The sequence below is a fragment of the Ruegeria sp. CDSA236 genome, assembly GCF_059611285.1.
Genome location: NZ_JBXWPG010000008.1, coordinates 87536 through 113495, shown reverse-complemented (window position 1 = coordinate 113495; position 25960 = coordinate 87536). Strand labels below are relative to the sequence as shown.

Here is a 25960-nt window from a genome sequence, read left to right as displayed (position 1 = left end):
CAATGACCAAATGGAGCGCTCTTTTTGCGTTGGGGTTGCTTGCTGCATGTGATGTGCCGCAGGCCCCTATTGTGACCGGCCCTGATGGCCAACCGAGGATAGAGATCAGTACCAATGGCCTGACCTGCTATGACCGGCGTTGTCTCGACATCAACCCCGCAGCACGGTCCGTGCGCATGATCGGCAACAGAACTACCCGGATACCTGCCGAAATCGACGTTAGTGACAACCTGGTCACCCCAGCCGAGTTCAGGCGGCTGGGTCAGGTTGCCAGCCTTGCCGGCGGTGTCGGATCACGCGGTGACAGCGGTTAGACCAGGCTGTCCATCTTGCGGGCCAGTTTGGCGTCCAGCGCCGAAAGCCCACCGACATCATGGGTGGACAGCGTCACCTCGACCGTGCGGTAGACATTGAACCATTCGGGATGATGGTTCCATTTCTCGGCAAACATAGACACTTGGGTCATCCAACCAAAGGCGTGGACGAAGTCCTCGAACATAAAGGTCTTGGTAATCGCATCCCGGTCCTTGACCATGGTCCAGCCGCTTTTGAACAGCGGGTCCAGCAAGGGGCCACGGGTCTCGGTCGACAGAAGTTCAGTCATTGGTGTTCCTCCGGGTTCGACTTTCTGAACGGGCCATAATCAGTCAGAATCTCGATTTCTTCTCCCACTGCTTGGGCCTCGGCGTCCAGATATTTTTTGATCGCATCGGCAAAGCTGGGGTCATTGACCCAGTGCAGGCTGTGCGTGCGCGTGGGAAGATAGCCGCGCGCCAGCTTGTGTTCGCCCTGCGCCCCTGCCTCGACCCGAGCCAGGCCTTGGGCAATGGCAAAGTCGATTGCCCTATAATAGCACAGTTCGAAATGAAGGCAGGCATGATGTTCGACGCAGCCCCAGTAACGGCCATAAAGCGTCTCGCGCCCGATAAAGTTCAGCGCGCCCGCAATCGGATACCCGCCGCGCTCGGCCAGAACCAATGCCATGTCATCCGCCATGGTTTCCTGAGCGATATCAAAGAATTGCCGCGTCAGATAGGGCACGCCCCATTTCCGCGCGCCGGTATCCTGATAGAACTCCCAGAACGCGTCCCAATGTTCGGGGCGCAGGTCATCGCCGGTCAACGCGCGGATTTCGCCGCCAAAGGCGCAGGCCTGCGCGCGTTCCTTGCGAATGTTCTTGCGTTTGCGCGAGGATAAAGCGGCCAGAAATCCATCGAAATTCGCATACCCGTCGTTCAGCCAGTGAAATTGCTGGGAATGGCGCAGCATCAGGCCCATCTGCGCGCCCGCCAACGCCTCATCTTCAGTGCAAAAGGTCGCATGGACTGACGATACCTGATTATCCGCCGCCAGCTGCACCGCCCCCTGCACCAAGGCGGACATGCCCACCGCCTGATATCCCGGCCGCAGCAGAAAGCGACGCCCGGTGGCCGGGGTGAACGGCACCGCAATCTGCAGTTTGGGATAATACCGCCCGCCAGCGTTTTCATAGGCATGCGCCCAGTTGTGGTCGAAGATATATTCGCCCTGACTATGCGATTTTGCGTACATCGGGGCGGCCCCGATCAACATTCCGTCCAGGTAAACCGTCAGGTATTGCGGCTGCCAGCCGGTACCCGGCCCGACCGACCCGCTTTCCTCCAAAGCCAAAAGAAAGCGATGAGTGGTAAAGGGATCAAGCGGACGGCCCCCGTCCGCAGCCTCGGGGCAGGCACAGCTGTCCCACTCTGCCGCAATAATCTGCGAGAGCGATCCAAGTACCCGAACCTCGATTTGTGCCTGATCCATGTGCCCTCTGCATTTCATCTTTATCTGTGACGGAAGGGGCGCGGTTCAACCCGGATGCGCGGCTAAGTACCCTTCGAAAGTCACATTATCGGCAATCTTACGGGCCTCGGCCTCTTGCGCAGCCGAGCGAACGGTCCAGCACAGGACCGGAACACCCTGCGCCTTCAGCTCGGCAACCCTTGGGCGGGACAGGTCTTCGGCTTCGTGGCTGATGAAACTGGCCCCGACCCTTGCGAAATCCGGGATGTCCCGCAGGTAATCGCACACCGCCGCAGGCAAAAGTTCGACTTTGGGCTGATACGAACAGGTCGTGATCCCCCTGGGCAAATGCGGCGCCAACCGCGCCAGTTCAGCCACCGAATTGGGGTTGAACGACATCAGCGCCACCGGACCTTCATAACCCTCAAGGGCTCGTACAGTATCGCGCTCGAGCGGGCCCACATTCGGGCCCATCACACCGTCCTGATCCTTAAGCTCGATCAGCAGGGGCACCTTGCCCGCCACGATTTCCAGCACATCATCCAGTGTCGGAATACCGTCATCAGCGTGCAACAGCTGTGTCTCGGACGCTACCTGCGCCGAAATCTGCCGAACTGGCCCCGGTCGCCCGGTCAGTCGCCCCAGGTCATAGTCGTGGAAGACCAAAGCCCGGTTGTCGGCGCTCAACTGCAGATCAATCTCAATCCCGTAACCGGCCTTAACAGCGGCACGAACCGCCGCCCGGCTGTTTTCCGGGCGGTTGTCCAATTTGTCGTGCAGGGCCCGATGCGTGATCGGGGCCTGTAGGAACGTAGCGGGCAGTACCGGGGTCATGCGATCTCGAAGATGCCTTCGATCTCAACCGCGACGCCCAACGGCAACGACGCTGCACTCACGGCCGAGCGCGAATGGCGACCAGCCTCGCCCAGCGCCTCGACCAGAAAGTCCGACGCACCATTGATCACCTGCGGCTGGTCGGTGAAATCGGCGGTTGAATTCACGAACCCTGTCAGTTTGATCACACGCACCAGCTTTTCTATATCGCCACCGCAAGCAGCCTTGACCTGCGCCAGAAGATTGATCGCGCAGACCTTGGCAGCCGCAGCACCCGCTGCAACATCCATGTTTTCACCCAGCTTGCCGGTGATCAGTTCCGCATCCTTGGAAATCTGTCCTGAAACGTAGACGATATTGCCGACCCGCACGAAAGGCACATAGTTGGCGGCGGGCGCCGGCCCGTCCGGCAGACTGATTCCCAAGCTTTCCAGTTTTGCTGCGATACTCATCTGTTGATCCTCACCTGATATAGACTCGGCGGGACGCTATCCGGGATCGTTCGGCTGGAAAAGTGTGAAACCAGTAAAACTGCGGTCAGTGGCGTATTAAGCGTAACTTCTCTTATCCCGAGGTGTTGAACTTGTGTCACTTTACCAGATGCAGTCGGCCGGGTTAAACGCGAACTGTTTCAAAATGGGCCCAAAACCTTTATGTGACGACAGATTGAGCCGCAAAATGGCCGCAGGCATTATTGATTGAGCGTCCAGCCCCACTCACAAAACGGCTGGCGCGTTTGGAGTTGAAATACCGTGTTGAGCAAGATCAGATTCAAGCCCCTGATTGTCGTGACCCTGATGACCGTTCTTGGCGCTTGTGCGTCCCAACCCGCCGATCAGGCCGCGCGCGGCGATACTTTCGATCCCTACGAGAATACAAACCGCGGCATTCACAAGTTCAATCTGGGCGTCGACCGGTTCCTGTTCCGTCCGGCCTCGAAGGGCTATGTGAAGATCGTGCCCGATCCGATGGTGACCAGTTTCAACCATTTTGCCGAAAACCTGACTATGCCGGGTCAGGCTCTGGATTATCTGCTGCAGGGCAATCTGAAGCAGTCGGGCAATGCCCTGCTGCGGTTCCTCATCAATACGACCGTTGGTGGCGCGGGTCTGTCTGACCCGGCCAGCGAATTGAACCTGCCGCCCGTGGATACCGATTTCGGTGAAACCCTGCACGTCTGGGGTTTTGGCGAAGGCGCCTATGTGGAATTGCCTTTCTATGGCCCCTCAACATCCAGGGATGCGGTCGGCGTCGTCGTCAACCTGTTTTCGAACCCGATCAACTTCACACCGGTGCGCCCGGTCGAGAATATCGGCGTCTACGCCGAAATCGTAAGGCGGATGGGCGACCGTGGACGGTTCTCGGACACAGTCGATTCCATCCTCTATGAAAGTGCTGACAGCTATAAGCAGGCACAAACAATTTACCTGCAAAATCGACGTTTCGAACTGGCACGCGATGATGAGGACGCCTATCTGGGATTGTATGACGATCCCTATGCAGATATCGGGACCGACCCTGTCAGAGACCCCTACCTTGACCCCTACGAGGATCCATATGCCGAGTAATTATTTGAAGAGAAGAGAGTTTATTGCATCTGGCATCGCCGGCCTGGCGCTAGCCACCCTCCCCTTGCCAGGCTTTGCCCAGACAGAGGCCAGTGCAAAAGCGTTGGTCGTTAGCGTTGTGGATGACATCAACCGCGTCATCAGTTCAGGAAAATCCGAAAAGAGCATGATCCGCGATTTTGAAAAGATCTTCGTGCAATATGCTGACGTTCCGATCATGGCCCGCTATGTGCTGGGGGCCGATGGCCGCTCGGCCAGTGCGTCACAGATAAAGCAGTTCACCGACGCGTTTCAGGGCTATATCTCGAACAAATACGGACGTCGCTTTCGCGAGTTCATTGGCGGCGAGGTGACCGTTCGAAATGCGCGCAAGATCAAAGCCGGATACGAGGTGCGTACCTCGGTCAAGCTGCAAGGCTCCTCGCCCTTCGAGGTGACCTTCCTGGTGTCCGATAAATCCGGCCGCGACAAATTCTTCAACATGTTTATCGAAGGCGTGAACATGCTGCTGACCGAACGTACCGAGATTGGCGCCATGCTGGACGCGCGCGGCGGTGATCTGAACCGTCTGATCAAAGATATGAAGCGAACCGGGTGAATTCACAGCGATTTGCTGCAGTCAAAACTTTCAAATCCGCACGTAGTTTCGACCAGTTCGGCCTCATAGTGTGCGATCATTGGCATTGCAATGGGTTCGATCTGGTCATTCCAGACCGCCTCACCATAGAAGCTGTCCTTTATCCTGTCGCGTTCTTCCAACGAAGAGAACGCGCGCATCCAATGCACTTTGTCAGGATTTTCCAGATCTCTGAGCGGCCCAAACACAAGCATTCCTGCATCCCGCAACGCAGCGCGATTGTGTTTCTCAAAGAATTCTATGAACGCTTCTCGGCGGCCCGGTTTTAGTGTGTAATGTCGAATTTCCAGTATCATCGATATTCCCCGGGCAATCTCGTTGGCCTGACATGGCGTCAGTACTTGGCGAAATTGCCCGAGTTTAGCAAGAACAAGTCCTGCGCAGTGCGCTAGTTCAACCGCTCGCCGGTTTCCTTGGCAAAATAGGACACTTTGCTCATGTCAAAGGCCAGGTTCAGCTCTTGCCCGGCCTGGGCGCTGGTTTCCGCGTGCAGGCGCGCAGTGACCTGTTTGCCGCCCAGTTCGGACACTACATAGGTGTCAGCTCCGGCAGGTTCGACCATGTCGACCATGCAAACCGCTTCCTGCACGCCGTCCCCGGCGCGGAAACCGGCTTCGGCGATATCCTCGGGGCGCAGGCCCAGAATGACATCCTGCGGCAGTGACAGATCACGGGCATCCTTCAGGACTAGCGTTTCACCGGATGACCGCTCAATGGCGATTTCGGTGCCCGTGCCGTTCTTGGTGGCCTTTGCAGGGATCAGGTTCATCGCAGGTGAGCCCATGAAATCAGCCACGAACAGGTTGGCGGGGTTGTTATAGATCTCGGCCGGGCTGCCGATCTGTTGCACGATCCCGCCTTTCAGAACCACAATCTTGGTGGCCAGCGTCATCGCCTCGATCTGGTCGTGGGTCACATAAACGATAGAGGCATCCAGAGTCTGGTGCAGCTTCTTGATTTCTGTCCGCATCTCGACCCGCAGCTTGGCGTCGAGATTCGACAGCGGCTCGTCAAACAGGAACAGTTTGGGGTCGCGCACCAGCGCCCGTCCCATCGCCACCCGCTGACGCTGACCACCGGACAGCTGGCTGGGACGACGGTTCAGCAAGGGTTCAATCTGCAGCAGGGACGCGACCTCTTTCAGCTTGGCGTCCTGCGTGGGCTGATCAACCCCGCGCACCTTCATGCCAAAGGTGATGTTCTTGGCCACCGACATGGTCGGGTACAGAGCATAGGACTGGAACACCATGGCAATGTCGCGATCCTTGGGGCTGACATGGGTCATGTCCTTGCCGCCAATGGCCAGCGTGCCGCCGGTGATCGGTTCAAGCCCGGCAATACAGTTCAGCAAGGTGGATTTGCCACAACCCGAGGGGCCAACCAGCACCAGAAAGTCGCCCGGTTCGATCGAGATATTGATATCTTTCAGGATCTCGGTTGCGCCGTAATTCTTGTACAGCTTGTTGATATCAAGGATGGGAGCCATCATTCTATCCCTTCACAGAGCCAGCGGTCAGGCCGCGGATGAAATACTTACCGGCAACGACATAGACGAGCAGCGTCGGCAGACCCGCGATGATCGCGGCGGCCATGTCGACATTGTATTCTTTGACACCGGTGGTGGAGTTTACGATGTTGTTAAGCGCCACGGTCACAGGCTGTGTGCCCGCCTGGCTGAACGACACGCCGAACAAGAAATCATTCCAGATCTGCGTGAATTGCCAGATCACGGTTACCACGATGATCGGCAGTGACAGTGGCAGGAAGATCGACCAGAAAATCCGCAGGAACCCGGCCCCATCGACGCGGGCGGCCTTGGTTAGCTCGGCCGGGATAGAGACATAATAGTTGCGGAAAAACAGCGTGGTGAAGCCAAGACCATAGATTACGTGGACAAAGATCAGGCCCGGAATGGTTCCGGCAATACCCATCATGCCCAGAAGGCGCGCCATCGGCAGCAGGACGACCTGAAACGGAATGAAGCAACCAAACAGCATCAGCGAGAAGATGATGTTAGCCCCTTTGAACCGCCACTGCGCGACAACGTAACCATTCAGAGCGCCCAGCAGGGTCGAGATAGCCACCGCAGGCACCGCAATCAGGACCGAGTTCCAGAAGTAAGGCCGCAGACCTTCGCATTGGATACCCGTGCAGGCGCCCGACCAAGCGGTTTTCCAGGCCTCGAAACTCACCTCACGCGGTAACGATATCAGACTACCGGTACGGATTTCCTCAAGACTTTTGAGCGATGTCGTCAACATCACAAATAATGGCATCAGGTAATACAGCGCGAACAGACACAGCACCACGTAAAGCAGCCAGCGCAGGGCGATTTTGCTCATGTTACTTTGGCTGCGGGTTTGGGTGTGGGGCATCGACAGATCAGTCATTTTTAGCCCTCAATTCTGAGTAGAGATAAGGAACCACGATGGCAAAGACGACCAGCATCATGATCATTGCAGAAGACGCCGCCTGACCGATATCGCCGCGCGAAAAGGCCATCGCATACATGTAGGTGGCGGGCAGATCGGTCGCATAGCCCGGACCGCCTCCGGTCAGGGCGATGACAAGGTCAAAGCTCTTGATTGCCAGATGCGCCAACACGATGAAAGCGGACAGGAAAATCGGGGCCATCGACGGGATGATGATCGCGGTATAGATACGCCATGTTGGAATACCATCGACCTGTGCGGCCTTGATGATCTCGCCATCGACCGAGCGCAGACCGGCCAGAAACAACGCCATCACAAAGCCCGAGCTTTGCCAGAGTGCGGCAATGACGATGGTGTAGATCGCGTAATCGGGATTCACAAGCCAATCGAATTCGAAGTTGGGAAAGCCCCAACCCTGCACCATGGACTCAATCCCCAGACCGGGGTTCAGGATCCACTTCCACGCCGTGCCCGTGACGATCATCGACAGCGCCATGGGGTAGAGATAGATTGTTCGGATCGCTCCTTCGACGCGGATTTTCTGATCCAGCAGGATGGCCAGCAACAGGCCCAGCAGCATCGCGATCACGATGAACAGAGTACCAAAGATATACAGGTTGCCAATCGCCGTATCCCAGCGCGGAGAGTCGAACAGGCGCTCATATTGGATGAAGCCATGGATCTCGTATTTCGGCAGCAGTTTTGAGCGTGTAAGCGACACCCATGCGGTCCATCCGATAAATCCGTAGACAAAGATCAATACGGCGATGAACGACGGTGCCAGCACCACCTTGGGCAGGTGGTTTTCCAGCCATTCGGACATGTTTTCCTCCGGGGAAAGATGCTCTGCCCCACACCTTGGGGGGCAGAGCGTTTTGGATCAGTAGCTGTTGGCCACCGCGTCCGCCAGTTGCTGAACCGCGTCAGCCGAGGACATATCCGAGTTGAAATGCGCGGTCACAACATCTGTGATCGCCCCAGCCTGCGACCCGCGCAGCGCCATGCCATGGGCATAAGACGGCAGCAGTGAACCACCTGCCGAGGTCGAGCCCATGTCTTCGGCCGAGATTTGCGCGCAGATGTCAAAGGCATCCAGCGACACATCGGTCCGGGCCGGGATCGAACCCTTGTTCAGGTTGAACACTTCCTGAAAGTTCGGTGCAACAATCAGCTTGGCCAGCAATTCCTGACCGGCGCGATTGTCGTCGCCCTCAACCTCGAACATGGCAAAGCTGTCGACATTGTACAGATATCCATCGCCGGGGGTCGAGGCGCACAGGAAATCCTCACCAGGCTTCTTGCCCGCTGCCAGGAATTCGCCCTTGGCCCAGTCACCCATGATCTGAAAGGCCGCTTCGCCGTTCATCACCATCGCGGTGGCCAGGTTCCAGTCACGGCCCGAGAAGTTCTCGTCCACATAGCCACGCAGGGTGCGCATCTGGTCAAAGACCTGGATCATCGTGTCCGAGGTCAGTGCTTCGGGGTCCAGATCGACCAGGGCTTTCTGATAGAACTCGGGTCCGCCAAGACCCAGTGCAACGGCTTCGAAAACCGTGGCGTCCTGCCAGGCCTGACCGCCATGGGCCAGTGGGATCACACCGGCGGCCTGCAGTTTCTCGGCAGCGGCGTTGAACTCATCCCATGTGGTGGGCATTTCGATGCCATTCGCAGCCAGCACATCGGCATTGGCCCAGATCCAGTCGATGCGGTGAACGTTCACAGGCGCCGCGCACCAAGTGCCTTCGCACATCATGTGACCAGCGATCGACGCGGGCAGAACGTCGGCCCAGCCTTCGGCGGCGGCCACGTTCGAGATATCGGCCAGAACGCCCTCTTCATACCATTCCTGAATCGCCGGGCCTTTCAGCTGAACCGCTGTCGGCGCGTTGCCTGCCAGAACCCGCGCCCGCAGCGCCGTCATGGCCGCATCACCGCCGCCACCTGCGACCGGCATATCAGTCCATGTGCCCCCGTTCGAGGCAAACTCTTCCTGAAGCACGGCCACCGATTTGGCCTCGCCACCGGATGTCCACCAATGCAAGACCTCGGCCTGTGGTTCGGCCACCACAGATGATCCGGCTGCGACGGCCAATGCGGACACAGTCGCAAAAGAAAATCGTTTCATGTTTTCTCCTCCCTGAGAATTCGGTGCCAGTCAAAATGGCAATGCCGCAATACTGTGCCCCTATCTGAGTCTGACAACGCTTAATCCGGGCCAATACCCGGGAAAGGCGCAAATTTTCACCGCTTTTGTTACAGCGTGTTACGTTAGCATTGAATCTGTTTCCGTTCGTTACAATGGACGAAGTTTGGGGCCAGAGAACAGGAGGAAGAACACTGTGAGCATTCCGCGGCTGTTGGTGGTGGATGACGACCCTGAAATGCGGTCGATGATGACCCAGTTCCTGCAACAGAATGGCTTCATTGCGCTGCCCGCCAGTTCCGAAAGCGAAATCCGCGCCCATCTCAAGTCGGGTCGGATCGACCTGATTCTATTGGATGTGATGCTGGGGGATGAAAACGGCGTTGATATCTGTGCCCGGCTGCGGGCCGAACAGGACGTGCCGATCATTCTGGTCTCGGCCTTGTCCGCCGATCATCAACGCATGGCCGGGTATGAGGTAGGCGCCGACGATTACATCGCCAAGCCTTTTAATCCGCAACTGATGCTGGCTCGCGTTCGCGCCGTCATGCAACGGGCGCGTCGTACACCTTCGCTTGCCTATCGCCGCCGCACCCGCTCCTTTAGGTTTGACGGCTGGCTCTATGACGGCAAGCGCGACGAAGTGCATTCGCCGGACGGATATCTGGTATCCCTGTCCCAGCGAGAAACAGCAATGCTAAAGGTTTTTCTGGCCAACCCGCATATTCCCCTGACCCGGGATGAAATCGCCGCGGCCCTGGATGTAACAGGCGCTACTGACAAGAGCGAAGGCCAGGGGCGCGCCATCGACATGCTGGTCGGGCGGCTGCGATCCAAGATCGAGGCCAACCCCAAAGACCCGCAAATGCTGAAGACCGAACGCGGTGTGGGCTATATCTTTGCCGCAGAGGTCTCTGTGGACGAAACCGCATGACCGTCCGCGCCACTCGCCTGCGCAGCCTGGGCTGGATCTGGACCTGCGCCGCTTTTACCTCGGGGTTGCTGGCAGCAGGCCTTTGGTTCGCCTCGGCCCGCGCATGGCAGGAATTCCAGACACGCGCCTATGTTGCCGGGTTCGCGGTCTATGAGGATTTGCGCATCGGTAAATCCCCACCGCCGGGCATCACCATTACTCCATTGCCACCCAAATCCGCCAGCCTGGCGGACGCCGGGCAGTTCGAACAACTCCCCGGGTTTTCGGATCGCAGCTTTGTCACCAACCTGTCGATCCTGACCGACAGCTCGGCACCGGTTTCGGGCCGAGAGCTGACGCTGGCTGTGATGTCAGACCGGCTGGTTTACCCAGTGTCCGACATCCTCTCCGGCATCGACCAGACCGGCCCAGAGAAAATGGGCAACCTGACCCGGCTTTTGGCGACCTATTGCAGCGAACCCATACTGATCGCCCGCTATGGGCGCGGCGCATGGCAACAGGTGGACGGGACAGATATCTGGGGATGCCGTGCAGCCCCAACCGACTTGCGTCTGCCCACGATTCTGGTCGCCATTGTCGCGCTGGCGGTGATCCTTACCTCGGTCGGCAATGTATCGGACAGTTTCACCCGCTTCTCTACTGCCTTGCGCGACCGCAAAAGACGGGGCGGGCCGAACAGCTATGAGGCCGATGGCCCGGCCGAGTTGCGCGACATCGTCTCGGCCGTGAACGAGCATCTGGACGCCGAGCGCATGCAGCTGGAAAAGCGCGCCACTGTCTTGTCGGGTGTCAGCCACGATCTGGGCACCCCGGCCACCCGCGTCCGGTTGCGTGCCGCTTTGATCCCGGATGTAGAGCTGCGCGAAAAGCTTGAGGCCGATGTCGATCAGATGACCGGCATGATCGAAAGCGTTCTGACCTACACAAGGTCCGAGCTGAGCATCGAAGAACCGCGCCAGATTTCACTGACATCGCTGGTCGAAGCCTTGGTGGCGGATTATCAGGATATGGATCTGCCGGTGACCCTGAAAAAGCTGACCCCGGTGGCGGTTCAGGGGGGCACCTCCGTTTTCATGTCGCGCCGAGGGCATGGATCCCTGCCCGAGACCCGGAGAATGCTGGTCGTCGGCAGGCCAATTTCGCTGAAGCGCGCCCTGACCAACCTGATCGACAATGCGCTGAAATATGGTCGCCATGCCGAGGTTCAGCTGGAAACCGATGCCAAAATTGCAACCATCACCGTCGAGGACAAAGGGGCCGATCTGTCCGTCTCGGATATCGAAGCCCTGATGGCCCCGTTCCGGCGCGGGTCAAACACCGGGTCTTCGGATGGGTTTGGTCTGGGTCTGACAATCGCGGCGACAATCGCGGAACAGCATGGCGGCACCCTCAGCTTCGAAGCCGGAGAGCAAGGCCTGCGCGCACGTCTGCAGATCACCAGGCAGTGACGATTCATGTCATATAGCTACGCACCAGCGCGCTTGCGATCAGCGACCAGCCGTCGGCAATGACAAAGAAGGCTAGTTTGAACGGCAGCGACACTGTTGCAGGCGGAACCATCATCATCCCCATCGACATCAGCACAGCGGCCACCACAAGATCAATGATCAGAAACGGCAGGAAGATCAGAAACCCGATCTGAAAGGCCCGCGCGATCTCAGATAGCATGAAAGACGGCATCAGGATCGACAAAGGAGCCTCCGCCGACAGGGACACCGTATCACCCCCAGGGCGTAGGGCCGCCATGGCATGGAAGGTATCGGGATCAACTCGCCCTGCCATAAAGGCACGAAACGGCTGCAACGCGCGCTCCAACGCTGGTTCGACCTCCATCGTTTCTTCGACCATGGGGCGAATACCTGTGGTCCAGGCCTCCGAAAAGACAGGCTCCATGATGAAATAGGTCAGAAACAGTGCGAGGCTGACGATCAGCATGTTGGGGGGGGATTGCTGCAATCCGATCCCTTGCCGCAAGATGGCCAGAACGGTGATCAGTAACGGGAAACAGGTGATCATGATCGCCAGCCCAGGCGCGAGGCTGAGCACGGTAATAAGCAAAATCAACTGAATGGTGCGCGCGGAAATCGACCCGCCTTCGCCCAGTGACAGCGACACCTCTTGCGCGGCGGCCAGAGACGGCGTCAGCGTCAGCAGCACCGCCACCCAAAACAGGAAACGCATTACCCGATCCCGTTCTGCAGATCCGCGATTTCGGTTAGGCGCACGGCCAGTTGCCCGGCCTGATCACCCTCCATCTCTTCCAGCAGACCACGCGCCACGAGTTGGTCGCCAACATAGAGGTCCACAGGGTCTTCGATCCGCTTGTCCAGGGTAAGAACAGCGTTTTCACCCATACTCAGCAGATCGCGGATGAGCGGGCGGGCGCGGCCGACTGACACGGTTACCTCGATCGGAACGGTATCAAACGGGCTGGCTTTTTCGGGTTTGGGGGATTGCGGGTCACTCATTGTTCAATGCCTCTTTTGCCTCATACACGTAAGCGTCAAATGCTGAACGGATTGTCTCTAGCAAGGCGCTGCTATCCACCTCTCGCTGCGAGGTACCAACCTGCAGACGCGCCTGACCAGGCACCAGAGACGGGTCCTCGACAACCCGTGTCGGGGTGGCCAATTCAGGGGGCAACAGCCCCTCGACCGCATCCGCGAAACCCGAAGGCACAAAGACCTGCATCGGCTGACCAATCTGTTCCCGGGCCATTTCGGTAAGCTGTTCGACCAGCCGCGGGGCCTGCCCCCGATCCAGGGTGTCCGGCAACACCAGATTGACCAGGCTTTGGAACATGGGCTCCAACGACATTGTCATCCGGCTCGTTGCCTCATGATAAGTAAAGGACATATCCTCGAGCGCGCGGGCAAGGTTGTCTGATACCTTTCCACGACCCTGTTCCTGGGCCTGAAGGGCATCGTCCCATCCGGCGCTATAGCCGTGTTCGAAGGCACCAAGCCGCTGTTCCTCCAGCGCCTCTTCGTCCAGTAAATGAACTTTGCCGCCGCCTGCCTGTACAGTGAAATCCTCAAGAAGATGAGCTATCGACATCACGCACGCTCCTCACTTTCTTCAAGCCAGCTGCGCAGAATTTCCACGGTTTCCTCCTGCTTGTCGCCGATCATGGCACGCAGCCGATCAACCGGATCAGCGCCTGGATTTGCCGCCAATACCGGCACGTCTGCTGGGGCGTATCCCGGAATGGCGGCGAATTGCCCGCCCTCTTCGGTCGCGATCTCACCGGTCAGAACCGCCTCGGGCTCTGGCGGTGTTCCCGCCGGCAAAAGGGCGGGGGCAAGGGCCGGTTTCATCAGGATCGGGCGGATCACGAACAATCCCAGAACCAGCATCACGATCGCCAGAACGGCCATTTGGACCAGTGACATCGCGTCAAAATGAACCTGCTGCCAGATCGAAGACGAAACCACAGTTCCGCCAGGCTCTACTGCGGGCAGATCCAGCGATTTCAGGGTGATGACGTCGCCACGTTCGGCATCGAACCCAACGGCCGAGGCCACAAGCTCTCCCAATGCGTCAAGCTCGGTCTGGGGCAATGGCGCAAAGCTTTCTGCACCCGAGGCATCAACCGAGCGCGTTCCATTTACCAGAACCGCAACGGTCAGACGCTTGATCGCCCCGGGTGCGGTATGAACCTCTAACTCAGTCTCGGATACTTCATAGTTGACCCGCTCCCGCGTCTGTGTGGCATTTGAATTGGTTGCGTCCCCGCCCGCGCCATCCCCATCGGGCAGGTTCGACGCCACCGTGACGTCGGACGATTGGTTCCGGGCGCTGTCAGACCGTTCCTCGACATCGGTGCTGATGGCCACGCGTCCCTTAGGATCAAAGCGCCTTTCGCGGATGGATTCGGTTTTGGTGACCGTATCAACACTGACCTCAACGACTGCATTTCCGGCCCCCACTCGGGCCTCAATCAGACGCAGGACCCGTTCGCGCAGCTGGCGCGACTTGTCATCCGCGGTATCTGCTGCCACCGCAGTCTCTTTTGCGCCAATGACCGCACCATTGGAATCAATCACCGCCACATTCTCGGGTGCGAGGCCACTGACGGCGGAAGAGACCAGAAACCGGATCGCCTTGGCCTGATCCGAAGTGATATCCGCACCCGAGGACACCAGATAGACCGACGCCGTCGGCGCGACGCTGCGCTGAAACGGATTCGTCGACCCGTTGGCAATATGCACGCGCGCCTGGCTTATATGAGGGCTGCCGACAATCGTGCGCGCAAGCTCACCCTCTTTCGCACGCCAATAGGCCGCATCGAACATTTGCGAGGTGGTGCCAAACCCGCTGAGTGAATCCAAAAGCTCATACCCGCGGTTTCCGTTCGCAGGCAGGCCTTCGCTGGCCAGAGTCATGCGCAATTCGTCCCGCTGCGAGCCGGGCACGTAAATCGAACCGCCCCGAATCTCATACTGTACGCCGCGCTGATCCAGTGATCGAACGATATCCCCCGCCGCGCCGCTTTCCAGCCCGGCATAGAGTAGGGTCATCGACGGCGCCGTCGCCAACCGCGACATCGCTAGGACCCCCAAAAACACCAGCACGACTGCACCGGCGACAATGATTTGCTTTCGCCTGTCCAAACTTGCCCAGACAGTTCCGATCTGCTGCACGCTCACCTCCGACTCACCGACATTCTGCCCGGCGCACCCCCTGTTTGGACGATTGCCCTTAACAATCGGTTAGTCCCTGCCGGGTTATGACATCCCCAGACTGAATGAATGAGGACGTCATGACTGACGCGACTGCAGAACAGGCAGAAGCCCCGGAAAAATCGGGGAAAAAAGGATTGGTCATTGGGGTGATTCTGGCCGTTGCCGGGGCTGCGGGCGGGTATTTCCTGACCACTTCGGGGCTACTGCCATTTGGCGGGCAACCAGCCGCGGAAGACGCCAAGGAAAAAGACAAAGGGACCGAGGTTAAAGCCCTGCCTGAGGTTGGTTTTATCGACCTGCCGGCGGTGATCGTCTCGGTCAATGCCGGCGATTCGCGGCACCTGAAATTCCATGCCCAGCTTGAGGTGAACAGCAGCTACGCCTCGGATGTCGAGAAGATGAAGCCGCGAATCATGGATGTTCTGAACGGGTATCTGCGGGCGGTCGAAGTGTCGGATCTGGAGGATTCGCTCGCACTGATGCGCATCCGCGGTCACCTTTTGCGCCGCATTGAAATCGTCGTCGGGGAAGGGCGCGTGCGCGATGTCCTCGTGATGGAATTCGTATTGAATTAGGAGGCCGAGATGGAGCTGATTGCAGATATTTTGCTGGTCGCAGGTGCGCTGGGTGCGGGTCTTTACTGTTTCGTGCTGTCCCGTCGGTTAAAGCGGTTCACTAATCTGGAACAAGGTGTCGGTGGCGCGGTCGCTGTCCTGTCATCTCAGGCGGATGAGTTGAAGAAATCGCTTGATTCGGCACGAACTGCTTCGGACCAGTCGGGCCTTGTACTTGAGGCACTGACCCAAAGGGCGGAATCGGTTGCTCAGCGGCTCGAACTGATGATGGCTTCGATGCATGATGTCATTCCGGCCGAAGAACCCGCCAATGACATCAAGGTTGAAGATCCCAAGCCGCAAGAACCCAAGGCCGAGGAACCAACGACGGATCCTGTGCCTGAAGAGGTTCCAATCGAGGCGGTGGAAAAGCCAGAGGATCCTACGGCGTCCAAATTTGAGGACACTCAGGAAAAACGCCCGGGCGGGCTGATGTTTTTCCGCCACGACCGCAATAGCGGAGAGGCCGCGACATGAGCGGACACATTGAAGAGAAACGACCAAGAAGCGGTGTCCTGACAGTTATTTCACTGTTGATGCTTGGGTCAGCCGCGATTCGGCTGGGGTTTGAGGCTGCACCAGCCCTGGCAAAAGGGGCCGAGCAGGCAGAAGCAAAACCGAAAGAGACCCCAGCAGAGCTGCCCGGAGCCCGGATACTGCTGACCGAATTGCTGCGGCGCGAAGAAGCGTTGAAAAAACGCGAAGCCACAGCCATTGATCGGGAAAAGGCGCTGGCCATTGCCGATGAGGCCATCGAGACCCGCCTGGCCGCCCTGCAGCAGGCAGAAGAGGCGCTGCGTGAGACGCTGGCCATTGCAGAAAAAGCGGCTGAGACAGACCTTACGCGCCTGACGGATGTCTATCAGAACATGAAGCCGAAAGATGCGGCCGCCCTGTTTGAAACGATGGACCCGACCTTTGCCGCCGGATTCCTGTCACGGATGCCGCCCGATGCCGCAGCCGGTGTTTTGGCAGGCCTGAACCCCGAGGCTGCCTATACAATCAGCGTGATTATGGCCGGGCGAAACGCTTCGGCTCCGCAGGAGTAGCCCCCATGATTTTCAACCCTGCATCGGAATTCGCCGGAGACCTCTTATGATCGGAATTGTCGGAATTGTCGTTATTTTCGTCATGGTGTTCGGCGGCTATTTGGCGGCTGGCGGGAAAATGACCATCATCATGAAATCCCTGCCGTTCGAGATGATGATGATCGGTGGCGCCGCGGTCGGCGCATTTATGATCAGCAATGACCTGAGCGCCGTGAAGCACACGATCAAGGATATGGCAAAAGTATTCAAAGGTCCTAAATGGAAACCAGATGACTACCGTGACCTGCTGTGCCTGTTGTTTTCGCTGATCCGTATCGCCAAGGCCAACCCGGTCGAGGTTGAACAACATATTGAAGACCCCGAAAACTCGCCTCTGTTTTCGACTTATCCGAAAATTCAGGCCGACAAAGAAGCCGTCGACTTGATCTGCGACACAATGCGGGCTGCCTCTTTGAATTATGACGATCCCCACCAGGTCGAAGAGGTGCTGGAAAAGCGGATGGAGGCGAATTTTCACCACGCCATGCACTCTAGCCACGCGCTACAGACTGTTGCTGACGGCCTGCCCGCACTTGGAATTGTTGCGGCAGTTCTGGGCGTTATCAAAACGATGGGATCGATTGATCAACCCCCAGAAGTGTTGGGAAAGCTGATCGGTGGCGCTTTGGTCGGGACGTTCCTGGGGGTCTTTCTGGCTTATGGGCTGGTCGGCCCATTTGCAGGAAAACTCAAATCCGTGGTGGAAGAAGACAATCATTTCTATCAGTTGATCAAAGAGGTTCTGGTTGCCAACCTGCACAACCACAACCCTGCCATGTGCATCGAAGTCGGACGGCAGAACACTCCCACCCATAACAGGCCGGGTTTCTCAGAACTTGAAGAGGCCTTGAAAGAGCTAAAGCAGGCAGCGGCATGATCCGATACGCCCTAATGGTTTCAGCGGCGCTTACGGCCGCTGGACAGGCTGGCGCGCGCGACATTTCTGTGCGATCGGGCGAGCATGACGGATATACGCGTCTTGTTGTGCAGGTGCCCCCGGGTACGGAATGGGGTCTGAAGCAAACGAAGAATGGCGCAAGACTCGACATAGCGCTTTTTGATGCCGAATTTCAGACCGGGGCAGTGTTTCAGCGGCTGTCGCAGAACCGTCTGTCTGCGATCTCACAGACCAACCCGGGTGATGCGTTAGAGATGGAATTCGGCTGCGACTGCTTTGCCACCGCATTTCTGCATCAAAACACGATGATCGTTGTGGATATTGCGCCGGGGGCAGCCCTTCCACCGATCAGCAGCGACATTCCACCCCCAACGCTGCCCAAAGCCGCTGTGGTAAACGCCCCGCTGCCCGGGCCACAGGCGCTTGATCCTCTGGTATTGCCGCTTTTGAATCTCAATGCGCAGGTATTTGAGGACCAGCTATCGACGCGATTGTTGCAGGGCGCTGACCGAGATCTGGTTGATCTTGAACTATCTCAGATTGGGCCCAGGAACTCGAATGGCAATCAATCGCTCGACATGCAACCGCGTATGGACCTGAACATCGCAGTTACGTCGGTACTGGACGATCTGGATGGCTTGCTGGGACCATCCATTCCACAACTGGAAAAGAAACCAGCCTGCATTTCCAACGCCGAGCTAGGCTTTGACAGCTGGTCCGATGGGCGCCTGTTCCCCGAACAAGTGGCAGAGCTGCGCACTGGCCTGTTTCAGGAGTTCGATCGCGTTGACAAAGAACGGGCCATGAAGCTTGCCAAGCTCTATGCGTATTTCGGCTTCGGTGCCGAGGCGGTTCGCAGCCTTGGCTGGATGGGTGAAGAGACGCCGGAAACGAACCGGATTTCTGCGATTGCCGCTGTTCTGGACGACCGGCCACTGAAAGGGTCAAATCCATTCCGCGACCTACAGTGTTGCGAAAGTGACGCCGCAATCTGGGCCGCTCTGACCGAGGGTAAGCTTGCGGAGGATGCCCAGATAAGGGTTATGGAACAATCCTTTGCGCGACTACCGGATCATCTGCGTCGGCAAGTCGGACCTATGCTGTCCGACATTTTCGTTGCAGCCCAAAAACTTGAAGCCGCGCGGCGCGTCTTGCGGGCTGTTGATCGCATCGAAACCAAACCCAGCCCCGGCGCGATTCAGGCCGAGGCCGGTGTTGCAAAGGCCGAAGGTAATCAGGAAAAATCCGAAACCTTGCTGAAAGACGTGGTGGGCAGCTCGGAAGCGGGGCTCGAAGCGCCTCTGGCGCTGGCGCGACTGATTGAACAGCGGTGGGCGGAACGCGGGTCAGCCTCCGCCCGGGAGCTCGAACTTGCCGCATCTTACACGGTCGAATTGCGCCGATCTGAGATCGGCCCACTTATGCAACGGACATATGCGCTGGCGCTGAGTTTGGGCCAAGAGTTCGACCAGTCTTTTGATCTGTTAGAAGATATTCCGAATTCAGCTGAAACGCTGGACCGGGCCGTTCAAGTACTGACTGCGCGCGCCGACGACGATACTTTTTTGCGGCGCATCTTCAACCTGCCCGAACCGATGGCACAATCGCTGAAAACCGAAACCGCAATCTCCATTGCCGAAAGGTTGGCATCGCTGGGGTTTGCCCGTCCAACGCTATTTTGGTCCAACCGACCTCAGGACACTATCAGGCGAAAGGACCGAGCCCTTTTGCGCGCGCAGGCGGCATTGTTGTCCGGCCAGCCACACAAAGCCTTGCTGGAGTTAGGGGATGACCCCTCGGACAAGGCCATGTCACTGCGGGCGCAGGCGGATCTGGATATAGGTGAGTTTGAAAATGCAGGGCGGGTATTGTTGCAGTTTGACAGGGTGAACGAAGCAGAAAGATTGTTCTGGCTTTCTGATATGGAAGACGTCCCGCAGCCTGAGGTCGACCAAAAATTCGGACAGGTCAGGCGGGCGACTCTGGCATTGGCAGAACCTGTAACCAGGATTGAAGAACGACCATTGGCGGATGCAACTGCCCTGCTTGAAAACACGGCCAACGCCCGAGAGAACATCGCTCAGCTTCTCGCACTTGTGAGGGCGGACTGAAACGTCTGGGAAAAACTCAGGGTGGCCACTTAGTCAGGGCTGATCTCCTGACGAACCGCGGCATCCAATGCCCTGTTCCCGAGGGAAAACCCCATGAACAGAGCCTGAATTGGTGGATTTAGTCAGTAAGGCGCCTCGACGTCATTCATCGAGACATAGACCGTTTTCATCTCGCTGAAATGATTGATTGCCAATTTCGAGTTTTCCCGCCCGACCCCAGACATTTTTGACCCGCCAAACGGGGCTTCAACCGGTGCGAGGTTGTAGGTGTTGATATAGCAGGTGCCCGCCTCGAACGCGGCCACGATACGATGGGCTCGGGTCAGATCTTTGGTGAACACACCGGCTGCCAGACCGAATTCGGTGTTATTGGCGCGGGCCATCACCTCTTCCTCGGTTTCGAAATCCAACACTGACATAACCGGGCCGAAGATTTCCTCGCGCGCGATGGCCATGTCATCGGTCACATCGGCAAAGACGGCGGGCTGAATGTAGAACCCGTCGCCTTCGATACGCGCACCGCCATAGACCAAACGCGCACCTTCTGCCTTGCCTTTTTCAACATAACCCAGAGCGATATTCATCTGGTTTTCGCTAACCATCGGACCGAAATTAACCTCTTCATCCATCGGGTCGCCGATTTTCACATTCGCCAGACGCTGGGACAGGCGATCGAGGAAGGCTTCTTTGATGCCTTTGTGTACAAAAACGCGGGTGCCGTTGGAACAGACCTGACCCGAGGAGTAGAAATTCCCCAAAATGGCGCCAGACACGGCGTTTTCGATATCTGCATCGTCGAACACGATCATGGGGGACTTGCCGCCTAGTTCCATCGTGACATGCTTCATGCCATCGGCTGCTGCGGCATAAACCTTGCGCCCTGTCGGTACCGATCCGGTCAGCGAGACCTTGGCAACACGGGGGTCCGTCACAAGTGATGCGCCCACATCGCCATAACCCTGAATTACGTTATAGACACCCTTTGGTGCCCCGGCCTCGACCAGGATTTCGGCCACTTGCAGAGCAGACAAGGGCGTGGTCTCGGAAGGCTTGAATACCATCGTGTTGCCGCAGGCCAAAGCCGGCGCGCCTTTCCAGCAGGCAATCTGGGTTGGATAGTTCCACGCGCCGATTCCGACGCAAACCCCAAGCGCCTCACGGATCGTATAGACGAAATCCCCACCACCCAGCGGGATATGTTCGCCGGTCAGCGAGGCCGCCAGACCTCCGAAATACTCCAACGCATCGGCTCCGCTAGTAGCGTCGGCAACCAACGTTTCCTGCAGCGGTTTTCCAGTATCGTGGGTTTCGATGATCGACAGATCACGATTGCGTTCGCGCATGATGTCCGCGGCGCGGCGCAGAACACGGCCCCTTTCGGTCCCAGACATCGCGGCCCAGTCTGCCTGTGCCGATTTTGCACTGTTTAGAGCCTGATCTATGATCTGCGGAGTAGCAGAATGCAGCCGTGCGATCACTTCCCCTGTTGCGGGGTAGATCACGTCTATGGGTGCTCCGGTCGTGTCGTCGACATATTCACCGTTGATGAAATGGCTCGCCTTGGGCTGAAATCTCATTGTGGGGATTCCCTGATCAGAAGCTGTTTCCTCCGCGTTTATATTTTATTGACTCAGCAGTCAATAAAACTGATCCAGAGCGATTTCCTGCCAATTCCAACAGGCCACGGCTTGAAATTTTCGGTTAATGTTCTATTTATGTTCTACATAGTCAGAGGATCAACCGATGGCCCATTCATTGCGAAACACCGCCCCGCACGGCCCGACAAACGACTATCACCTGCTGCCCGCCACCGATCGGCAGATACGCTATGCCCGCGCCATCGCGGAGCAAACTGCTCTTGAGATTCCGGTCGAGGCGCAGCGCGACCGTCAGTCCATGTCTGCCTGGATTTCCAAACACAAACCTGATGATCCCTCGCCATTTGCAAATTACCCGACCGGCAAGCAGGTTACCTTTGCCGAACGTATCTCGCGCAGCAAACGCCGCCCAATCCCGTCGGAGTGCTTTCGCGACAAACAGAAGATGTCGCGTTGGATAGATCAAAACAAATAGACGAAATCAGAGCCTAATCCGGACTATGATTGCGGGCATACAACGCCACCGCCGCCGCGACGAACAGGCCCAGTAGGATATAGCCGGTCACCGCCTCGGCCACGGCCAGGGCGCGGCACAGCCCGGTTGGGGACATATCGCCGTACCCAACGGTGGTGAATGTAACATAAGAAAAATACAGGATATCAGCGGGCCCTTGCGCCCCGATGACGCAGTTATCCTGGTACCCGAATGCGCCATAGGCAGCGGCGAACAGGAACGGAACGACCTGAATAAAGGACACACCCATCAAAAACAGAATGCGGCGCGGTGATTTCACCTGAGTCATATAGAACCAGGATTGAGACACCATCCACACAACCAGCCCCACAGAGGCGATCGTACCGATCGTGTCACCTGCGGTGCCCTCGCTCAGACGGGACAGACCGAACCATGCGAGGAAACTGGCAACCACCATTGCGGCTGCCGCCAGCAGCGTTGATTTCCATTCTTCCAAAGTCGTGGGTTTTCGGGACATGGAACCTCCAGCGCGCTGAAATCTCCGGGATTATCCGGTGGACTGTCCTGCGTGGCAACCAGATTTCAGCAAATCAGTCTGCGCCCAGATGCTCCTGTCCCCGCTGACGTGCCAGCAGGATCTGTTTTTGACGTTCCCGGAACCGGGTTTTGTCGACCTCAGAGGTTTCCTCTATGCATTGATGGCAGGACACGCCGTGTTCGTATTCGGCACGTTTCACATCCTCTGGCAGGATCGGGCGACGGCAGCCATGGCACAGGTTGTGCGGCCCTTCGACCAGCCCATGCCCAACAGATACGCGGTTGTCGAACACAAAGCATTCGCCCTGCCAGGTGCTGTTCTCGACGGGCATTTCCTCGAGGTATCGCAAGATGCCACCTTTCAGGTGATAGACATCCTCGACCCCCTGACCCAACAGGTAATTGGTGGATTTCTCACACCGGATGCCACCCGTGCAAAACATCGCCACACGCTTATTGTGGAACCGGTCCTTGTTTTCTTCCCACCAGGTGGGGAATTCACGAAAACTGCTTGTTTCAGGGTCTAACGCGCCCTCAAACGTACCGATTGCCACCTCGTAATCATTTCGGGTGTCGATCACCACCACATCATCCGAGCGGATCAGATCATTCCAGTCTTCGGGCTCGACATAATTGCCGACACGGGCGCGCGGATCGATATCCGGTTGGCCCATGGTCACGATCTCTTTTTTCAGGCGTACCTTGATCTTGCCAAATGGCGGTTGGTCAGACGTGGCCTCTTTCCACTCCAGATCAGCACAGCCGGGCAGCGCACGGATATGGGCCAGAACCGCGTCAATGCCAGCGCGGGGTCCGGCAATAGTGCCATTGATCCCTTCCTGTGCCAGCAAGAGCGTCCCCTTGACCGATTGCGCGCGGCACAGCTCAAGCAAGGGCGCACGAAGGGCTTCGTGGTTGGCGAACCGGGTGAAATGATAGAGAGCAGCGATCGTATACATGCGCGCGGTCTAAACCCGCGCGGACAGAGTCGCAAGAGACCGGATTGACGCCCCTTGTCGCGCCCACTACCGATAACGCAACCCAAGGAGGTCCCCATGACCCATGCCCTTATTGTGATCGATGTTCAGAACGATTTCTGTCCCGGCGGTGCGTTGGCGGTTCCCGGCGGGGATGAGATCGTGGCTCCGATCAACGCGATGATGCCAGATTTTGACACGGTGATCCTGACTCAAGACTGGCACCCTGCGGGGCATTCGTCCTTTGCCAGCAGCCATGCGGGCAAAAATCCCTATGACATGACCGAGATGCCTTATGGGCCTCAGGTTTTGTGGCCAGATCACTGCGTGCAGGGAACAAATGGGGCAGCATTTCATGCGAACCTGCGTACGGATGGCGATCTGATCCTGCGCAAAGGGTTCCGCAGCAACATCGATAGCTATTCGGCGTTCTTTGAGAACGACCAGACCACGCCCACCGGGTTGGAAGGGTATCTGCGCACCCGTGAAATCGAGAGACTGACACTCGTCGGGCTGGCCACGGATTTCTGCGTCTACTACTCTGCGGTTGACGCAGCGCGGCTGGGTTTCGACGTGTCAGTTCAGATGAGAGCCTGCAGGGCAATTAACCTGGATGGGTCATTGGCCTCTGCAGAGACCGCGATGAAAGACGCAGGCGTTCGGCTGATTTAAGGGGTTGCCCCCGCAGCCGCCAGATACTTGAGCAGCGCAAAGATAATCACCGCCAACCCCAAAGCAAACCCAACCCGGCCTGGTACAGTTCGGCGATTTGGTCCGGCCGATTCCGCCTGCTGTGGCCTGGGTTTCCACATCGGAACCTCTTTGGGCAACCCGGCGCGCGGCTTGGCGGCTTTTACATCGTTCATGAACTTCAGGAAATCAAACTCGCCGCAATATTCGCCTTTGACCCCCGTCGTCCGGATATTGTGAAACAAGGCTCGCAGAATGCGATCCCTGTCCGCCGTATCCTGTGGACGGTAATATCCATGGGTAATCTCGCTGCGCGTCGAATCCAGACCAAAACCGGCATCATGAAAAATTTTGCGTATTTTGGGTGACGCTGCCCGCAATGCATCGGCTGTTTTCACATTCCGAAACAGTGCACGCACTTTGCGTCCGTTTTGCGCCCCTGACGGGGTCGCCTCCGGATCGTTTTCCCCCGAAGCGATCGTTACAATATCAAAGTCGTACTCGAGAACCATTCACTAACTAAACCTCGACTATCCATCCCCCTCTTTCCACTAACCGGTGAAAAGACCCCACAATATGCTCGCATTGTGACTTGACCTTGTCATTGTCATCAATTTAGCGACTCTTGCCATTCCACGCACCTATTGATCTAACAACGGAAATCGCAGGAGTTCCCAATGGTCGATATTGCGACGCGAGTATACAATCACAAATGGAAGATTGACCCGATTGTCCGGTCTTTAATCGACACAGACTTCTACAAACTGCTGATGTGCCAGTCAGTGTTTCGAAATAAGCCCCAAACGGATGTGGTGTTTTCACTAATTAACCGGTCGAATCACATTCCATTGGCTGAATTGATTGATGAGGGGGAGCTGCGCGAACAGCTGGACCACATTCGGTCACTCAGCCTGAGCCGGGGGGAAAGCACTTGGCTGCGCGGCAATACCTTTTATGGCAAACGTCAGATGTTCCGTTCGGATTTCATGGGGTGGTTCGAGAACCTGCGACTGCCGCCCTATCACCTTGAACGCAAAGGTGATCAGTACGAATTGACCTTTGAAGGCAAATGGCACGAGGTCATGCTGTGGGAAATTCCCGCATTGGCAGTCCTGATGGAGCTGCGATCCCGCTCGGTGCTGAATGCGATGCGGCGGTTCGAGCTACAAATTCTCTATGCTCGTGCGATGACCCGTGTATGGGAGAAAATCGAACATCTACGAGGGATTCAGGGGCTGGGCATCGCCGATTTCGGCACCAGACGGCGGCATTCCTTTCTATGGCAGGACTGGTGCGTCCAAGCCATGATCGAAGGTCTGGGCCCTGCATTTACCGGCACCTCGAACTGCCTGATCGCCATGCGGCGCGAGGTCGAGGCCATCGGCACCAATGCCCACGAGTTGCCCATGGTTTACTCTGCGCTGGCTGATACTGATGAGAAACTGGCGCAGGCACCCTATGACGTGCTTAGCGATTGGCACGAGGAACATGACGGCAACCTACGGATCATCCTGCCTGACACCTATGGCACCAAGGGTTTTCTGGACGACGCGCCAGATTGGTTGGCGGGATGGACCGGCATCAGAATCGACAGCGGTGATCCGGCAACCGGTGCAGAAACTGCGATCAAATGGTGGCAATCGCGCGGTGAGGATCCCAAACAGAAACGCGTGATCTTTTCTGACGGTCTGGATGTCGACAAAATCCGCGAACTGCATAGTCAGTTTGCGGGCCGCACCAAAGTATCCTTCGGCTGGGGCACGCTGCTGACCAATGATTTCAGAGGGCTGGTTCCCGATGACGCGCTGGCACCCTTCTCGTTGGTCTGCAAGGCGGTTTCGGCCAATGGTCGCCCGACGGTCAAACTGTCGGACAACCCGGAAAAAGCGATGGGTCCGGCAGATCAGATCGAGCGCTACAAACGTGTCTTCGGCGTCGGCGTGCAACAGCCAATCGAGGTCATCGTTTAGGC

At 57.4% G+C, this 25960-nt stretch carries 30 protein-coding genes; 13 read left to right on the top strand and 17 right to left on the bottom strand.

Going from position 1 to position 25960, the window contains the following annotated elements; all coding sequences use genetic code 11:
• Positions 1-2: 2 nt before the first annotated feature.
• The gene (locus tag AC2FLB_RS13965) at positions 3-314 is read left to right on the top strand and encodes a hypothetical protein (protein ID WP_281973287.1); all 312 of its coding nucleotides are present in this window, start codon (positions 3-5) and stop codon (positions 312-314) included.
• Here the strand turns inward: AC2FLB_RS13965 and AC2FLB_RS13960 are convergent.
• Genes AC2FLB_RS13960 through AC2FLB_RS13945 form a run of 4 tightly spaced genes read right to left on the bottom strand, consistent with a single transcriptional unit; the run spans position 311 to position 3053 of the window.
• Positions 311-604: a 4a-hydroxytetrahydrobiopterin dehydratase gene (locus AC2FLB_RS13960; protein WP_142638667.1), complete on the bottom strand. Its 294-nt coding sequence runs from the start codon at positions 602-604 to the stop codon at positions 311-313. The genes AC2FLB_RS13965 and AC2FLB_RS13960 overlap by 4 nt on opposite strands.
• Positions 601-1788, bottom strand: a complete 1188-nt coding sequence (locus AC2FLB_RS13955) for a GNAT family N-acetyltransferase (protein WP_496702529.1) — start codon at positions 1786-1788, stop codon at positions 601-603. The genes AC2FLB_RS13960 and AC2FLB_RS13955 overlap by 4 nt, the downstream gene beginning before the upstream one ends.
• Positions 1789-1833: 45 nt before the next feature.
• Entirely contained in the window at positions 1834-2601 is a 768-nt protein-coding gene (locus tag AC2FLB_RS13950; RefSeq protein WP_142638663.1) for a glycerophosphodiester phosphodiesterase family protein, read from the bottom strand.
• Complete coding sequence (locus AC2FLB_RS13945) at positions 2598-3053, bottom strand: RidA family protein (RefSeq protein WP_496709451.1); 456 nt, start codon at positions 3051-3053, stop codon at positions 2598-2600. The genes AC2FLB_RS13950 and AC2FLB_RS13945 overlap by 4 nt, the downstream gene beginning before the upstream one ends.
• 345 nt (positions 3054-3398) lie before the next feature.
• On the opposite strand from AC2FLB_RS13945, the gene AC2FLB_RS13940 reads away from it, so the two are divergent.
• The gene (locus tag AC2FLB_RS13940) at positions 3399-4169 is read left to right on the top strand and encodes an MlaA family lipoprotein (RefSeq protein WP_142638706.1); all 771 of its coding nucleotides are present in this window, start codon (positions 3399-3401) and stop codon (positions 4167-4169) included.
• Complete coding sequence (locus tag AC2FLB_RS13935) at positions 4159-4767, top strand: MlaC/ttg2D family ABC transporter substrate-binding protein (protein ID WP_271952395.1); 609 nt, start codon at positions 4159-4161, stop codon at positions 4765-4767. The genes AC2FLB_RS13940 and AC2FLB_RS13935 overlap by 11 nt, the downstream gene beginning before the upstream one ends.
• A gap of 2 nt (positions 4768-4769) precedes the next feature.
• Here AC2FLB_RS13935 and AC2FLB_RS13930 read toward each other — a convergent pair whose 3' ends face one another.
• The 5 genes from AC2FLB_RS13930 to AC2FLB_RS13910 form a co-directional block, all read right to left on the bottom strand.
• Positions 4770-5102 carry a putative quinol monooxygenase gene (locus AC2FLB_RS13930; protein WP_496706999.1) on the bottom strand — a complete coding sequence of 111 codons (333 nt, stop codon included), beginning with the start codon at positions 5100-5102 and terminating at the stop codon, positions 4770-4772.
• Between the two features lie 92 nt (positions 5103-5194).
• Positions 5195-6292 (bottom strand): ABC transporter ATP-binding protein, encoded by a 1098-nt coding sequence (locus AC2FLB_RS13925; RefSeq protein ID WP_496703496.1) that lies wholly within the window; start codon positions 6290-6292, stop codon positions 5195-5197.
• 4 nt (positions 6293-6296) lie between these two features.
• Positions 6297-7196: a carbohydrate ABC transporter permease gene (locus AC2FLB_RS13920; RefSeq protein ID WP_271952391.1), complete on the bottom strand. Its 900-nt coding sequence runs from the start codon at positions 7194-7196 to the stop codon at positions 6297-6299.
• Positions 7189-8061: a carbohydrate ABC transporter permease gene (locus tag AC2FLB_RS13915; RefSeq protein ID WP_142638652.1), complete on the bottom strand. Its 873-nt coding sequence runs from the start codon at positions 8059-8061 to the stop codon at positions 7189-7191. The genes AC2FLB_RS13920 and AC2FLB_RS13915 overlap by 8 nt, the downstream gene beginning before the upstream one ends.
• Before the next feature lie 57 nt (positions 8062-8118).
• A complete protein-coding gene (locus AC2FLB_RS13910; protein ID WP_496703494.1) occupies positions 8119-9363 on the bottom strand; it encodes an ABC transporter substrate-binding protein in 1245 nt (414 codons plus the stop codon).
• Positions 9364-9577: 214 nt separating this feature from the next.
• On the opposite strand from AC2FLB_RS13910, the gene AC2FLB_RS13905 reads away from it, so the two are divergent.
• On the top strand, positions 9578-10315 hold the full coding sequence (locus tag AC2FLB_RS13905; RefSeq protein WP_282022099.1) for a response regulator transcription factor: 738 nt from the start codon (positions 9578-9580) through the stop codon (positions 10313-10315).
• Positions 10312-11763, top strand: coding sequence for a sensor histidine kinase (locus AC2FLB_RS13900; RefSeq protein WP_496692769.1), 1452 nt, complete (start codon positions 10312-10314; stop codon positions 11761-11763). The genes AC2FLB_RS13905 and AC2FLB_RS13900 overlap by 4 nt, the downstream gene beginning before the upstream one ends.
• Positions 11764-11767: 4 nt before the next feature.
• Here the strand turns inward: AC2FLB_RS13900 and fliP are convergent, their stop codons facing one another.
• The 4 genes from fliP to fliF are packed head-to-tail and all read right to left on the bottom strand — an operon-like array spanning position 11768 to position 14958.
• Positions 11768-12496 (bottom strand): flagellar type III secretion system pore protein FliP, encoded by a 729-nt coding sequence (gene fliP, locus AC2FLB_RS13895; RefSeq protein WP_496709450.1) that lies wholly within the window; start codon positions 12494-12496, stop codon positions 11768-11770.
• On the bottom strand, positions 12496-12783 hold the full coding sequence (locus AC2FLB_RS13890; protein WP_142638642.1) for a FliM/FliN family flagellar motor switch protein: 288 nt from the start codon (positions 12781-12783) through the stop codon (positions 12496-12498). Before AC2FLB_RS13890 ends, fliP begins: the two co-directional genes overlap by 1 nt.
• Positions 12776-13372, bottom strand: a complete 597-nt coding sequence (locus tag AC2FLB_RS13885) for a FliH/SctL family protein (protein ID WP_496709449.1) — start codon at positions 13370-13372, stop codon at positions 12776-12778. The genes AC2FLB_RS13890 and AC2FLB_RS13885 overlap by 8 nt, the downstream gene beginning before the upstream one ends.
• Positions 13372-14958, bottom strand: a complete 1587-nt coding sequence (fliF, locus tag AC2FLB_RS13880; RefSeq protein ID WP_496709448.1) for a flagellar basal-body MS-ring/collar protein FliF — start codon at positions 14956-14958, stop codon at positions 13372-13374. Before fliF ends, AC2FLB_RS13885 begins: the two co-directional genes overlap by 1 nt.
• Positions 14959-15077: 119 nt before the next feature.
• Between fliF and AC2FLB_RS13875 the strand changes: the two genes are divergently transcribed.
• Genes AC2FLB_RS13875 through AC2FLB_RS13855 form a run of 5 tightly spaced genes read left to right on the top strand, consistent with a single transcriptional unit; the run spans position 15078 to position 19711 of the window.
• Positions 15078-15575 carry a flagellar basal body-associated FliL family protein gene (locus AC2FLB_RS13875; protein WP_496692773.1) on the top strand — a complete coding sequence of 166 codons (498 nt, stop codon included), beginning with the start codon at positions 15078-15080 and terminating at the stop codon, positions 15573-15575.
• A gap of 9 nt (positions 15576-15584) precedes the next feature.
• On the top strand, positions 15585-16091 hold the full coding sequence (locus AC2FLB_RS13870) for a hypothetical protein (RefSeq protein ID WP_496692774.1): 507 nt from the start codon (positions 15585-15587) through the stop codon (positions 16089-16091).
• Complete coding sequence (locus tag AC2FLB_RS13865; protein ID WP_496692775.1) at positions 16088-16663, top strand: MotE family protein; 576 nt, start codon at positions 16088-16090, stop codon at positions 16661-16663. The genes AC2FLB_RS13870 and AC2FLB_RS13865 overlap by 4 nt, the downstream gene beginning before the upstream one ends.
• A gap of 46 nt (positions 16664-16709) precedes the next feature.
• Positions 16710-17579, top strand: a complete 870-nt coding sequence (gene motA / locus AC2FLB_RS13860) for a flagellar motor stator protein MotA (protein ID WP_496678419.1) — start codon at positions 16710-16712, stop codon at positions 17577-17579.
• Entirely contained in the window at positions 17576-19711 is a 2136-nt protein-coding gene (locus AC2FLB_RS13855; protein WP_496709447.1) for a hypothetical protein, read from the top strand. The genes motA and AC2FLB_RS13855 overlap by 4 nt, the downstream gene beginning before the upstream one ends.
• Before the next feature lie 122 nt (positions 19712-19833).
• On the opposite strand, the gene betB is transcribed toward AC2FLB_RS13855, so the two are convergent.
• Positions 19834-21288, bottom strand: a complete 1455-nt coding sequence (gene betB, locus AC2FLB_RS13850; protein ID WP_281995702.1) for a betaine-aldehyde dehydrogenase — start codon at positions 21286-21288, stop codon at positions 19834-19836.
• A 166-nt stretch (positions 21289-21454) separates the two neighbouring features.
• Between betB and AC2FLB_RS13845 the strand changes: the two genes are divergently transcribed.
• Positions 21455-21784, top strand: a complete 330-nt coding sequence (locus AC2FLB_RS13845) for a hypothetical protein (RefSeq protein WP_496709446.1) — start codon at positions 21455-21457, stop codon at positions 21782-21784.
• Between the two features lie 13 nt (positions 21785-21797).
• Here AC2FLB_RS13845 and AC2FLB_RS13840 read toward each other — a convergent pair whose 3' ends face one another.
• On the bottom strand, positions 21798-22301 hold the full coding sequence (locus AC2FLB_RS13840; protein WP_281973307.1) for a potassium channel family protein: 504 nt from the start codon (positions 22299-22301) through the stop codon (positions 21798-21800).
• A gap of 73 nt (positions 22302-22374) precedes the next feature.
• Positions 22375-23280: an oxygen-dependent tRNA uridine(34) hydroxylase TrhO gene (gene trhO / locus AC2FLB_RS13835; RefSeq protein WP_271952363.1), complete on the bottom strand. Its 906-nt coding sequence runs from the start codon at positions 23278-23280 to the stop codon at positions 22375-22377.
• Between the two features lie 96 nt (positions 23281-23376).
• Between trhO and pncA the strand changes: the two genes are divergently transcribed.
• On the top strand, positions 23377-23970 hold the full coding sequence (gene pncA / locus AC2FLB_RS13830; protein WP_496692778.1) for a bifunctional nicotinamidase/pyrazinamidase: 594 nt from the start codon (positions 23377-23379) through the stop codon (positions 23968-23970).
• On the opposite strand, the gene AC2FLB_RS13825 is transcribed toward pncA, so the two are convergent.
• Positions 23967-24500, bottom strand: a complete 534-nt coding sequence (locus AC2FLB_RS13825; RefSeq protein ID WP_281973310.1) for a hypothetical protein — start codon at positions 24498-24500, stop codon at positions 23967-23969. The genes pncA and AC2FLB_RS13825 overlap by 4 nt on opposite strands.
• Before the next feature lie 165 nt (positions 24501-24665).
• Between AC2FLB_RS13825 and pncB the strand changes: the two genes are divergently transcribed.
• Entirely contained in the window at positions 24666-25958 is a 1293-nt protein-coding gene (pncB, locus tag AC2FLB_RS13820; protein WP_282022090.1) for a nicotinate phosphoribosyltransferase, read from the top strand.
• The last annotated feature ends 2 nt before the right edge of the window (positions 25959-25960 follow it).

Excerpts from the sequence above, each read along its gene's own strand:
- AC2FLB_RS13965 (WP_281973287.1), top strand. The coding sequence starts at position 3 with ATGACCAAATGGAGCGCTCTTTTTGCGTTGGGGTTGCTTGCTGCATGT.
- AC2FLB_RS13960 (WP_142638667.1), bottom strand. The coding sequence starts at position 604 with ATGACTGAACTTCTGTCGACCGAGACCCGTGGCCCCTTGCTGGACCCG.
- AC2FLB_RS13955 (WP_496702529.1), bottom strand. The coding sequence starts at position 1,788 with ATGGATCAGGCACAAATCGAGGTTCGGGTACTTGGATCGCTCTCGCAG.
- AC2FLB_RS13950 (WP_142638663.1), bottom strand. The coding sequence starts at position 2,601 with ATGACCCCGGTACTGCCCGCTACGTTCCTACAGGCCCCGATCACGCAT.
- AC2FLB_RS13945 (WP_496709451.1), bottom strand. The coding sequence starts at position 3,053 with ATGAGTATCGCAGCAAAACTGGAAAGCTTGGGAATCAGTCTGCCGGAC.
- AC2FLB_RS13940 (WP_142638706.1), top strand. The coding sequence starts at position 3,399 with ATGACCGTTCTTGGCGCTTGTGCGTCCCAACCCGCCGATCAGGCCGCG.
- AC2FLB_RS13935 (WP_271952395.1), top strand. The coding sequence starts at position 4,159 with ATGCCGAGTAATTATTTGAAGAGAAGAGAGTTTATTGCATCTGGCATC.
- AC2FLB_RS13930 (WP_496706999.1), bottom strand. The coding sequence starts at position 5,102 with ATGATACTGGAAATTCGACATTACACACTAAAACCGGGCCGCCGAGAA.
- AC2FLB_RS13925 (WP_496703496.1), bottom strand. The coding sequence starts at position 6,292 with ATGGCTCCCATCCTTGATATCAACAAGCTGTACAAGAATTACGGCGCA.
- AC2FLB_RS13920 (WP_271952391.1), bottom strand. The coding sequence starts at position 7,196 with ATGACTGATCTGTCGATGCCCCACACCCAAACCCGCAGCCAAAGTAAC.
- AC2FLB_RS13915 (WP_142638652.1), bottom strand. The coding sequence starts at position 8,061 with ATGTCCGAATGGCTGGAAAACCACCTGCCCAAGGTGGTGCTGGCACCG.
- AC2FLB_RS13910 (WP_496703494.1), bottom strand. The coding sequence starts at position 9,363 with ATGAAACGATTTTCTTTTGCGACTGTGTCCGCATTGGCCGTCGCAGCC.
- AC2FLB_RS13900 (WP_496692769.1), top strand. The coding sequence starts at position 10,312 with ATGACCGTCCGCGCCACTCGCCTGCGCAGCCTGGGCTGGATCTGGACC.
- fliP (WP_496709450.1), bottom strand. The coding sequence starts at position 12,496 with ATGCGTTTCCTGTTTTGGGTGGCGGTGCTGCTGACGCTGACGCCGTCT.
- AC2FLB_RS13890 (WP_142638642.1), bottom strand. The coding sequence starts at position 12,783 with ATGAGTGACCCGCAATCCCCCAAACCCGAAAAAGCCAGCCCGTTTGAT.
- AC2FLB_RS13885 (WP_496709449.1), bottom strand. The coding sequence starts at position 13,372 with ATGTCGATAGCTCATCTTCTTGAGGATTTCACTGTACAGGCAGGCGGC.
- AC2FLB_RS13875 (WP_496692773.1), top strand. The coding sequence starts at position 15,078 with ATGACTGACGCGACTGCAGAACAGGCAGAAGCCCCGGAAAAATCGGGG.
- AC2FLB_RS13870 (WP_496692774.1), top strand. The coding sequence starts at position 15,585 with ATGGAGCTGATTGCAGATATTTTGCTGGTCGCAGGTGCGCTGGGTGCG.
- AC2FLB_RS13865 (WP_496692775.1), top strand. The coding sequence starts at position 16,088 with ATGAGCGGACACATTGAAGAGAAACGACCAAGAAGCGGTGTCCTGACA.
- motA (WP_496678419.1), top strand. The coding sequence starts at position 16,710 with ATGATCGGAATTGTCGGAATTGTCGTTATTTTCGTCATGGTGTTCGGC.
- AC2FLB_RS13855 (WP_496709447.1), top strand. The coding sequence starts at position 17,576 with ATGATCCGATACGCCCTAATGGTTTCAGCGGCGCTTACGGCCGCTGGA.
- betB (WP_281995702.1), bottom strand. The coding sequence starts at position 21,288 with ATGAGATTTCAGCCCAAGGCGAGCCATTTCATCAACGGTGAATATGTC.
- AC2FLB_RS13845 (WP_496709446.1), top strand. The coding sequence starts at position 21,455 with ATGGCCCATTCATTGCGAAACACCGCCCCGCACGGCCCGACAAACGAC.
- AC2FLB_RS13840 (WP_281973307.1), bottom strand. The coding sequence starts at position 22,301 with ATGTCCCGAAAACCCACGACTTTGGAAGAATGGAAATCAACGCTGCTG.
- trhO (WP_271952363.1), bottom strand. The coding sequence starts at position 23,280 with ATGTATACGATCGCTGCTCTCTATCATTTCACCCGGTTCGCCAACCAC.
- pncA (WP_496692778.1), top strand. The coding sequence starts at position 23,377 with ATGACCCATGCCCTTATTGTGATCGATGTTCAGAACGATTTCTGTCCC.
- AC2FLB_RS13825 (WP_281973310.1), bottom strand. The coding sequence starts at position 24,500 with ATGGTTCTCGAGTACGACTTTGATATTGTAACGATCGCTTCGGGGGAA.
- pncB (WP_282022090.1), top strand. The coding sequence starts at position 24,666 with ATGGTCGATATTGCGACGCGAGTATACAATCACAAATGGAAGATTGAC.